Here is a 10498-nt window from a genome sequence, read left to right on the forward strand (position 1 = left end):
CATACAACCTTTTATTTTAAGACACCACTATACAAAATGCTTACTTCTACCTCAGGCTTAAATTTTACTTTTGCATAATCTTTATTCCAATTTTTTTCTTCCATAGGTCAGGATGATAAGCGATAAGATGTCTACCAATTCCGAAAGCATCACAATTTGCCTTTTGTAACTTTTTCGTTATTTTTTTCGCTTCTTTCGTGAGCTGTTTGGATAGTTCCTTATTTAGTTTTTTTCTTTCATCCATTTTGTAAAGATTATCTCTCGGAGCTTCAAGGGCTATAACTTTTAATTGAAGCTTAATGTGAGCATAAACATTTCCTTTTTTATCTGTTGTTATTTTTAAGTCTCGTTTTAATTTCCGATTGCTCACTTCCATTGTTAAATAGTCAGATGTCTTCTCGGATTCATCGCTAGTAAGCTTTTGGGTTATACGGGCACTTGTTCCCATTTTTCCAGTTAATAATACGAATAAAACAGATTGTTTTAAAGGTAAATGCCCGGTCAATTTATCATTGTTAAATAAAGCTAATCCGTTTGTAATTACTTCTTGTCCTTTTATTTTTATAGAAGGGAGGGTAAAGTCTTTACCCGGATCTAACATTTTTGTAGCAGCTGTTTCTAAAGTTTCTTTTGGAAATACACTCATATCTTCTAAGCTTTTCACTTTTTTCTTTAGAAAATCTCCAATTAGTAAATTTCCTACTTTCTTTTTTTCTAGTATCTCAGATGTTTCACCATCTACTGCAATAAGTTTTACTAAAGCAGTTGGGTTTGTTGGGTCCCGAAAGCTGACATCTAAATAGGGTAGTATACCTTTTTTAAAAATTTTTGTTCCTAGTAATTGAACACCATATTTGAAATAACGAATGTTTCCCGTTACATTTTTTTTCAGTGCATCGCTTGTATCTCTTATGTTATGCCCGGTTGCTGAATGTATTTCATTCTCGAATGAAGATTGTTCGCCGCTTGAACTTTTTACGAGCTCAATTGTTTGCTGGAGTTGATTCTCTTCCGTAATATCAGATCCAATACTATAAGCTAACCTTGCTTCCCTTAATGGTTCTTGATCCCAACAGCCAGCAAGGAATGCACTAGTGCATAATACAAAAAGTAATTTAACTCTTTTTTTGAACATACTGTTCTCCTTTCTTATTTCTTATTACTGAATAAAGTAGAAATAAAAGAGGGAGGACAACGATGAAAATATAGGTGAACTTATCTGTGAAAGTTGCAATCACTTTTAATTCTTCAGGTGTATCGATAAATAGGGCTATACTAAAAGCAATAATACCAACGATTGGGACAGCCTTTTTATGATTACCAAGATTGAATATATGTCCAATTCCTATAGAAGCAGCACAGTAATAACTAGCGATAGAAGCTACAACTGTTATCATCCAAATTGGTATGAATAGTAAATCAGTTCGGTCTATAATCCCGATATGCAAGGATCGTAATAAGTAAGCAACTGGTTCTGGAATAAGCTCAATTTGTTTTGGACTAAATACGATAAAGCAAATCCAAACAGTAAAAGTATAAAAAAGGGTTACAAATCCATTCGCGATAGAAATTGCCTTTAGTTTTGCAATAGAACCCCCATTTACTTTGGGGAAAGCGATAAGAATAATTTCAAAACCATACATAGCTGTAATTGTTTCTTTAGATGCTTGAATAATATTCCACCATCCAGCTTCTGTAATTGGAAAAATATAAGAAAAATCGGCTCGCGTGAGTCCTAAGGCGATTAAAAGAGCCATTGGTAAAATGAGAATAGAGGCCATGACATAAAATCGTACGATGACTTTAAAAGTGTTATAAGCTACATAACAACAAGCTATTGTAAATAGTATGAGAATGGCATACCAAGGAGTTGCTTGTAATATCCACACTTTAATGACATTACAAGCATTCAACATAACCGTCATACCAATAAGGGTAAAATAAAAAACATAAGCAAAACCTAATAGTTTTCCAAACTTATTCCCAAATAGCATACAAACACTTTCATACATATCTGCATCAGGAAATCGTTTTAAGAAAAGCCACATAAGTAAAATAATAAGCTGAATCGCAAGCCCAGCGATGAGTGCAGAAATCCACCCACCGCCTTTAGCAATCGGGTGAAGGCGGTTCGGTAGAGAAAGTATGCCTACTCCGATTTGGCACTGAATAACGAAAAAGGTAAATTGAACTAACGAAATTTTACTTTGCGTGTTTGTCACCGTCCTCATCCTCTCTCGTTACATGTTGGCGCTGCATTTTTTTCGGTTTTGGATCATGTGGTCGTTCCCAAAATGACCAAATTGGTAGTCTGACAAAAGAATCTTTCATATCTTTAATCCGCATTGGTGCAACAGGAGAAAGATATGGTGTATGAAAAGAATGAAGCTGACATAAATGAACGAAAGTTATAATGAGACCGAACGATATTCCTACATATCCGAATAGGGCAGCAAGGAGCATTAATGGAAATCGAAGAATCCGAACTGCTGAACTCATATCGTTTGATGGAACGAGAAAAGATGAGATTGCAGTTAAAGCTACAACGATAATCATTGTGTAAGAAACGAGTCCGGCTTTTACAATTGCATCACCAATTACTAAACCGCCTACAATACCGATTGTTTGTCCAACTCTGCTCGGCAAGCGAATACCAGCTTCCCGTAATAACTCGAAAATTAGCTCCATTAAGAGAGCTTCAAAAATAGGAGGAAGTGGTACTTTCTCTAATGAAGCTTTAATTGTATACACAAGTTCGAGTGGCAATACATCAGGATGAAAGGCTACGGTTGCGATATATATAGCTGGTAAGAGAAAAGCAATCAAAAAACTCACTAAGCGAATCATTCGGACGAAAGAACCGACAATCCAGCGGTTATTATAATCATCTGGTGATTGATAGAAAGCGAATAACGTAACAGGAACGATAAGCGCTGTTGGATCTCCATCAGATAAAATAGCAACTCGTCCTTCCATTAAATTTGCTGCGACTCTATCTGGACGCTCTGTATTTAATTGCTGCGGAAATGGTGAGAAAGACGTATCCTCTATAAATTCTTGTATATATCCCGGAGGCATAAGTGCATCTGTCTTAATCGTTTCTAACCTTCTTTTTACTTCTGTAACTAAATCGTCATTCGCTATGTTTTGCATATAAGCAATTGCCACTTTCGTATGCATTTCTTCACCAAGTGTGAAATATTTAACGACGATATTTGGACTTTTTATGAGTTTACGAATGGAAGCTAAATTGGTTGCTAAATCTTCTACAAAACCAGTATGTGGTCCACGTACAATACCTTCATTATCAGGCTCTGCTATATCTCTCTTTAAAGATAAAGCTGTTTCGAAAATACAAAAACTGTCGACTTGTTCATGAAAATATAATGATTTGCCTTGTAATAAAAGTTGCACACCGTAATTTAAATTTGTTTCTTTCTTCATACTTAATGTGGCAAAAGCTTTATCTAAAGATAAATCGGACCGAGTTAATAAAGGTTCAAGAGCTAATTGGTGAATTAAATTCGGGTCTGCTACAGATTCGATATATAAGATTGTTCCTTTGCCGTTTTGGAAAGGAAGATCTAATTTTTTTATATCGTCTGAATGACAGAGCTTATTTTCGATATAATTAATGTTTTCCGGAAGTGATGGAAACATATGCTTTTGATCCGTACTCTTTTGTTGTTCTTTTTGCTCTGTCATAATTTCCACCTCTTTTAGATAAAGTTACTTCTGTTAATTTTTGCTTTTTGTGAGAAATTTATGCTTGGATTATTTTTGACAAAGTAGCTTGAAAGTTATGTTACGTCATCTTTTATACTATAGAAAATAGGATATAGGGGATGATATAAATGACTTTGAGGTATATGTGGGGATGGAAAGAAGTTTTATATTTATTTATGTTTGTATTTGTTATTGTTCCAGTAACTGTCGAATCCCTTTTTTATAAATATATTTTAGAAGTAATAGGTAACTCACTATATGCTGGAGTATTAATGGGCTTTATAATGGCAGTGATATTTACTACTGTAGTTTATCTTTTTTGTATCAAAAGATATAAACTCTCGTGGAAAGATATTGGAATTCGGAAGCTTTCATGGAAAGATCTTTTATGGACAGTTGGAGCGGTTATTTTCTTAATTGTAGCTAGTATTGCTGTATTAGTGGTAATGGAGAAAATGGGTATTTCCTTTGAAAATAGTAAGACGGAGACAGTCCAAAATGATAAATCAATCTATTCATTCTGTATCGCGGTAATTGGAGCAGCAATTATATCACCAATTTATGAAGAAATTTTATATCGAGGTGTTTTTTATACATTTTTTCGTGATAGGTATGGTATGTGGGGCGGTATACTTATAAGTTCCATAATATTTACTGTTGTTCATATTCCAACATATAACACATTACCAGTAAACTTTTTAAGTGGAGTAGTATTTGCTTGGTTATATGAGAAAACAAATTCTATTTTATCGGCTATGATTGTCCACGCATTATTCAATTTCATAGCAGTACTTCTCACATTTGTGTCGAATTAAGAAGATATATAGGAGGGATACATATGGAAATAGCAGTAGAACGAGTTTTTACAAAAGAAATTTTAGCAAGAGCAGCAAAGACATTTCATGTAACAGTGGAAGAAAAGCCACTTGGAGATTTTGAAAATTATATTTTTAAGGCAAAGGGTGATCGTGGCGAAGATTACGTATTGCGTTTAACCCACTCTTCTCATTGTTCTAAAAAAGAAGTCGAAGCTGAACTAGATTTTTTACGATATGTTGCGGAGAATGGGGCAAAGGTAGCAGGCCCCCTTTATTCAGCATCTCAAAATCTTGTAGAAGAAATCAGAGCAGAGGATGGGACTTCCTTTTTCGCTTCCTTATTTACATATGCAAAAGGTGAGCAAGTAAAAGGAGCGGAATCGCCTTATTGGGGAGACGCTTACTTTGAAGCATGGGGAAAAGCGATTGGACAACTGCATCGCCTTACAATGGATTATCCTAAAACAGACTACCGTGATACGTGGGAAGAAGATGAGAGTGGGATTGTTAATGAATTAGAAGATGATCAAGTGAAAAAGATCGCTGCGGTATTAATGGATGAGATAAAGGCTCTTCCAATTGAAAGAGAAACATTCGGCCTTATGCATGGGGATATTCATCCAGGTAATTTTCATTATGATGGAAAAGAGCTAACAATCTTTGATTTTGATGATGCGGCTTATAATTACTTTATACACGATTTAGCGATGGTTCTTTATTACTCTGTTCTATTTACAACGTGGACAGCGGAAGAGAAGACAGACTTTGCTCGTAAACAGTTACAAGTGTTACGGAAAGGCTATGAGTATGAGCACAGACTGGCGGATAGCTGGTATGAATCATTACCACTATTTTTACGTTTGCGTGACATAGGTCTATACGGCACGCTCCAAAAGAAATTTAAAGGGAAAGATATGCCAGATAATTTCCGAAAGTTATCAGAAGAGCTATACGAAAGAATTATAAAAAAAGAAGCAATTGTGAATATATAATACATTCTGTTCAAAACAAAGTATATAAAACAAATATATACTTTGTTTTTTTATACAAAAATATGTTTGTTTTATTAAAATAATATTGTCATAGATTCGGTATACACTTATAATTTTTATATATTTTGAATATTCTTGATAAAAAGGAGGGGGAATATTGGAAGCTTTCGTAAATTGGTTAAATAATATTGTTTGGAGTCCAGCACTTGTTTATTTATGTTTAGGAGCAGGTTTATATTTTTCTATTCGAACGAGGTTTTTACAAGTAAGGCACGTAGGAGAAATGGTGAAGCTGACATTTAAAGGAGAAAAATCAGAGGCTGGTGTTTCTTCATTCCAAGCGTTAGCACTTTCGTTATCAGGGCGCGTTGGGACAGGGAATATCGCTGGGGTAGCTACAGCGGTTGCCTTCGGCGGACCAGGAGCTGTATTTTGGATGTGGGCAGTAGCCTTTTTAGGAGCAGGATCAGCTTATGTAGAATCAACACTCGCGCAAATCTATAAGACAAAGCATCAAGGACAGTTTCGCGGTGGACCTGCTTATTACATTGAAAAAGGTTTAGGGGTTAAATGGTATGCATTAGTATTCGTTGCAGCGACAATCCTTGCAACTGGGCTTTTATTACCAGGCGTGCAAGCAAATAGTATTGCTGTAAGTTTAGAGACAGCTTTTGGAATTAATACTACTCTATCAGGGGCTTTATTAGTTGTTGTATTGGCTCTTATCATCTTCGGTGGAGTAAAACGAATTGTTAACGTAGCGCAAGTTGTCGTACCGTTTATGGCTGTTGGGTATATTTTAGTAGCTTGTGTTATTGTCGCTATGAATATTGAAAAATTGCCAGAAGCATTTATGTTAATTATAAGAAGCGCTTTCGCATTAGAAGCAGCATTTGGTGGTATTATCGGTTTAGCAATTTCTTGGGGAGTAAAACGAGGTATTTATTCTAATGAAGCAGGGCAAGGAACAGGGCCACATGCAGCGGCAGCAGCTGAAGTATCACATCCAGCTAAGCAAGGTTTAGTGCAAGCATTTTCCGTTTACATTGATACATTATTTGTTTGTTCAGCAACAGCATTTATGATGATTATTACAGGCATGTATAACGTATTTGATGCAAGCGGAAAAAACTTTATCGTAAATAAATTAAATGGTGCTCAGCCAGGGCCGGGATATACACAGGCAGCGGTAGAATCTGTTTTCCCTGGATTTGGAAACGGTTTCGTTGCAATCTCATTACTATTCTTTGCATTTACAACAATTATGGCGTATTACTACATTGCAGAAACGAATATCGCGTACTTAAATCGTGATAAAGACCGCCCTTGGCTGTCTATGGTACTAAAGTTTGTATTTTTAGGAGCTGTATTCTACGGTTGTATCAAAACAGCAGCAACGGCTTGGGCTTTAGGCGATATCGGTGTAGGAATTATGGCATGGGTAAATATCATTGCGATTTTACTATTACAAAAACCTGCATTAGTTGCATTAAAGGATTATGAAAAGCAGAAAAAAGAAGGAAAAGATCCAGTATTCGATCCAGGGCCATTAGGAATTAAAAATGCTGATTTCTGGGAGCATGAATATGGAAAAGATAAGAAAGAAGAAGTATCGTAATGGAATAGAAATGAAAAAGCAAAGGGGAAATTCCTTTGCTTTTTTTATGGACAAAATGAGGCTGAAAGTTATTTTTTTGCCTATTTTTGAATATAAAAAGAATGTACATGCTTTGTTAGGGGAAGGGGTGAGTATGTTGATAGAGTTTCGGAACGTAAATAAATATTATGGCACCTTTCAAGTTTTAAAAGATATTAATGTACAAGTGAAAAAAGGTGAAGTGGTAGTAGTTGTTGGGCCTTCAGGATCAGGAAAAAGTACGTTGCTTCGGTGTATAAACCAGTTAGAGTCAATTACAGAGGGAGAGTTAATTGTACAAAATACGGAGGTACACAATGCGAAAACAGATATGAATGAATTACGCCGAAATATCGGAATGGTCTTTCAACATTTTTATTTATATCCACATAAAACGGTTCTTCAAAATATTACACTAGCACCTATTAAAGTAAATAAAATTTCAAAAGAGGAAGCAGAGAAAACGGCGATGTTTTATTTAGAGAAAGTAGGAATTCCGGAGAAGGCCAGTGTATATCCACATCAATTATCTGGTGGACAACAGCAAAGGGTGGCAATTGCTAGAGGACTTGCGATGCAGCCGGAAATTATGCTATTCGATGAGCCTACGTCTGCTCTTGATCCAGAGATGATCGGGGAAGTACTTGATGTTATGAAAACACTAGCTAAAGAAGGGATGACGATGGTTGTTGTCACGCATGAGATGGGATTCGCGCGGGAGGTAGCCGATCGGATTTTATTTATGGATGATGGCAAAATCATTGAGGATACAACACCGGCGCAATTTTTTGCAAGTCCTGAACAAGAAAGAGCGCGTCTATTTTTAAGCCGAGTGTTAAACCATTAAAGGAGGAGTTTTATGCTTAAAATGAAAAAGTTGTTTACATTAATCGTATTTTCATGCCTATTCGTACTTGTCGTTGCTGGATGCGGAAGTAAAAAAGATGAGGCAAAAGAAACGAACACGAAGCAAGGCGGTGCTGTTGAACAAATTAAGAAGCGAGGGAAGTTAGTAGTTGGGGTGAAGAATGATACGAACTTATTTGGATTGAAAAACCCTTCAACAGGGCAGGTAGAAGGATTTGATGTTGATGTTGCAAAGGCACTTGCGAAAAAGATTCTTGGGGATGAAAAGAAACTAGAGTTGAAAGAGGTAACATCTAAAACGCGTATTCCACTACTGAAAAACGGTGACATTGATGCAATTATTGCAACAATGACAATTACAGAAGAACGTAAAAAAGAGGTCGATTTTTCAGATGTATATTTTAAAGCAGGGCAATCGTTACTCGTGAAAAAAGGAAGCGATATTAAAAGTATTGATGATGTGAAAAAGGGCGTAAAAGTGTTAGCAGTAAAAGGCTCAACATCGACAAATAACATTCGCCAAAAATCACCAGAAGCGACTGTATTAGAATTTGAAAATTACAGTGAGGCATTTACAGCGTTAAAAGCAGGAAAAGGTGATGTGTTAACGACAGATAATGCAATTCTTTACGGTATGGCAAAACAAGATTCGAATTATGAAGTTGTCGGGAAAATTTTCACGGATGAGCCGTACGGAATCGCAGTGCAAAAAGGTGCAGATGATTTAACGAAAGAGATTAATAATTTAATTAAAGACATGAAAGCAAGCGGAGAATATGACAAATTATATGAGAAATGGATTGGGCAGAAACCAGAGAAGTAAAGTGATAAATAGTAAAAGTGAGAGGATGAGAGTACTCATCCTCTTCTTGTAAAGAAAGAGGGGAGAATATGTGCCTGATTTTTCTATATTAACGAATAACATTGATATGTATTTAGAAGGCTTTAAGTATACAGTTATGTCTAGTGTACTTGCATTAATAGGAAGCTTTATTTTAGGAGTAATTTTGGCGGTAATGCGTATTGCACCAATTCGCATTTTAAATTGGTTGGGAGCTGCTATTGTAGAATTTGTAAGAAATATTCCGCTCGTATTAATTGCATTTATATTCTATTTCGCTTTACCTGTAGTAGGAATTACTCTAAATGGTTTTGTAGCAGGAACAGTTACGCTTACCGTATATACTGCAGCGTTTATTGCGGAAGTCATTCGCGCTGGTATTTTATCCGTTGCAAAAGGTCAAATGGAAGCAGCACGTTCCTCAGGATTAACGTATGTACAGGGAATGTATTATATTGTTTTACCCCAGGCGATGAAAATCGTAATCCCTCCTTTAGGAAATCAATTTCTCAATTTAGTAAAAAACTCTTCTATACTCGGAATTATTGCTGGTGCTGATTTAATGTATCAAGGAGATTTAATTTCAACGAAGACGTTTGTTACGTTCGATGTGTATATATTTGTCGGGATGTTTTATTTAATATTAACAATTCCGCTCAGTATGCTAGTGCGTTATTTAGAAAAACGCTTAGCAAAGGAGGCGGTGTAAATGGATTTTAAGGGAGCAATTACAGGAGATCATATTCTCTTTTTATTAAAAGGATTACTCATCACATTAGAGGTAGCACTCGTAGCAATTGTACTTAGCTTTATTATCGGTAGTGTAATAGGGATTGTACGGTACACAAAAGTACCCGTCTTCTCACAAATATTAGGAGTTATCGTTGAAGTAATTCGAAACTTACCACTACTTTTAATTATATTTTTCACATATTTTGCACTTCCAGAAGCAGGCTTGAAATTAGAAATTATAACAGCCGTAATTGTCGCTTTAACAATATTTGAAGCTGCAATGATATCTGAAATTGTTCGAAGTGGCCTATTATCTATTGAAAAAGGACAGATTGAGGCTGCAAGATCTTCAGGATTAACGTATGTGCAAGCACTTTGGCACATTATTTTACCACAAGCATTAAGAAGAATGGTCCCGCCACTTGTCAGTCAGTTTATTTCATTGCTGAAAGATACAGCGCTAGCAGTCGTTATATCACTCCCAGAGCTTATGCATAATGCTCAAATTATTAGCGGACAAAATGTAAATTATATGATTCCAACGTTTATAGTAGTAGCTTGTATGTACTTTATTGTAAACTATAGTTTATCAATTTTATCGAGAAGGTTAGAACTTCGTTAACCCTTACAATATATGTAAGGGTTTTTCCTTGTTTCTCCTTATTTTCCTCTAAATAGAATCTAAATCTTGCAATAATTCAATTTTTTATATTATTTTATCAGAAAAGTTTTAATTTTATATAGAAAATGTAATCGCTTTCGTGTATATTTTTATTATCAGAAAATTTTAACAAGATATAGGGGTATTGGTACATGCCCATCAACTTAAGAACGAAAACAAAATGAACTTTCGTTCAAACAAACTAAAAAACACGTAATGTACTTT

Annotated in this window: 9 protein-coding genes and 1 pseudogene; 7 read left to right on the top strand and 3 right to left on the bottom strand. The window is 35.5% G+C overall.

Annotated features, from left to right (window positions below; all coding sequences use genetic code 11):
• Positions 1-11 precede the first annotated feature (11 nt).
• From gerKC to gerKA, 3 genes and pseudogenes are all read right to left on the bottom strand, one after another.
• Positions 12-1135, bottom strand: a pseudogene (gene gerKC / locus PDQ33_RS14655) (spore germination protein GerKC).
• Positions 1116-2222, bottom strand: coding sequence for a GerAB/ArcD/ProY family transporter (locus tag PDQ33_RS14660; RefSeq protein ID WP_000185780.1), 1107 nt, complete (start codon positions 2220-2222; stop codon positions 1116-1118). Before PDQ33_RS14660 ends, gerKC begins: the two are co-directional and overlap by 20 nt.
• A complete protein-coding gene (gene gerKA / locus PDQ33_RS14665) occupies positions 2203-3705 on the bottom strand; it encodes a spore germination protein GerKA (protein WP_270756007.1) in 1503 nt (500 codons plus the stop codon). The genes PDQ33_RS14660 and gerKA overlap by 20 nt, the downstream gene beginning before the upstream one ends.
• Before the next feature lie 149 nt (positions 3706-3854).
• On the opposite strand from gerKA, the gene PDQ33_RS14670 reads away from it, so the two are divergent.
• The 7 genes from PDQ33_RS14670 (at position 3855) to PDQ33_RS14700 (ending at position 10234) form a co-directional block, all read left to right on the top strand.
• Positions 3855-4541 carry a CPBP family intramembrane glutamic endopeptidase gene (locus PDQ33_RS14670; RefSeq protein WP_076872616.1) on the top strand — a complete coding sequence of 229 codons (687 nt, stop codon included), beginning with the start codon at positions 3855-3857 and terminating at the stop codon, positions 4539-4541.
• A gap of 23 nt (positions 4542-4564) precedes the next feature.
• Positions 4565-5536, top strand: a complete 972-nt coding sequence (locus tag PDQ33_RS14675) for a phosphotransferase enzyme family protein (protein ID WP_076872615.1) — start codon at positions 4565-4567, stop codon at positions 5534-5536.
• A 157-nt stretch (positions 5537-5693) separates the two neighbouring features.
• Positions 5694-7154, top strand: coding sequence for an alanine/glycine:cation symporter family protein (locus PDQ33_RS14680; protein WP_000387151.1), 1461 nt, complete (start codon positions 5694-5696; stop codon positions 7152-7154).
• 136 nt (positions 7155-7290) lie between these two features.
• The gene (locus PDQ33_RS14685; protein WP_163170595.1) at positions 7291-8019 is read left to right on the top strand and encodes an amino acid ABC transporter ATP-binding protein; all 729 of its coding nucleotides are present in this window, start codon (positions 7291-7293) and stop codon (positions 8017-8019) included.
• Between the two features lie 12 nt (positions 8020-8031).
• Positions 8032-8862 carry a glutamine ABC transporter substrate-binding protein GlnH gene (glnH, locus tag PDQ33_RS14690; protein WP_000916479.1) on the top strand — a complete coding sequence of 277 codons (831 nt, stop codon included), beginning with the start codon at positions 8032-8034 and terminating at the stop codon, positions 8860-8862.
• Between the two features lie 70 nt (positions 8863-8932).
• Positions 8933-9589 carry an amino acid ABC transporter permease gene (locus PDQ33_RS14695; protein WP_001112694.1) on the top strand — a complete coding sequence of 219 codons (657 nt, stop codon included), beginning with the start codon at positions 8933-8935 and terminating at the stop codon, positions 9587-9589.
• On the top strand, positions 9590-10234 hold the full coding sequence (locus PDQ33_RS14700) for an amino acid ABC transporter permease (RefSeq protein ID WP_270756010.1): 645 nt from the start codon (positions 9590-9592) through the stop codon (positions 10232-10234). It begins immediately after the preceding gene.
• Positions 10235-10498 lie beyond the last annotated feature (264 nt).

The sequence above is a fragment of the Bacillus cereus group sp. Bc031 genome (assembly GCF_027716265.1).
Lineage (GTDB): Bacteria > Bacillota > Bacilli > Bacillales > Bacillaceae_G > Bacillus_A > Bacillus_A paranthracis.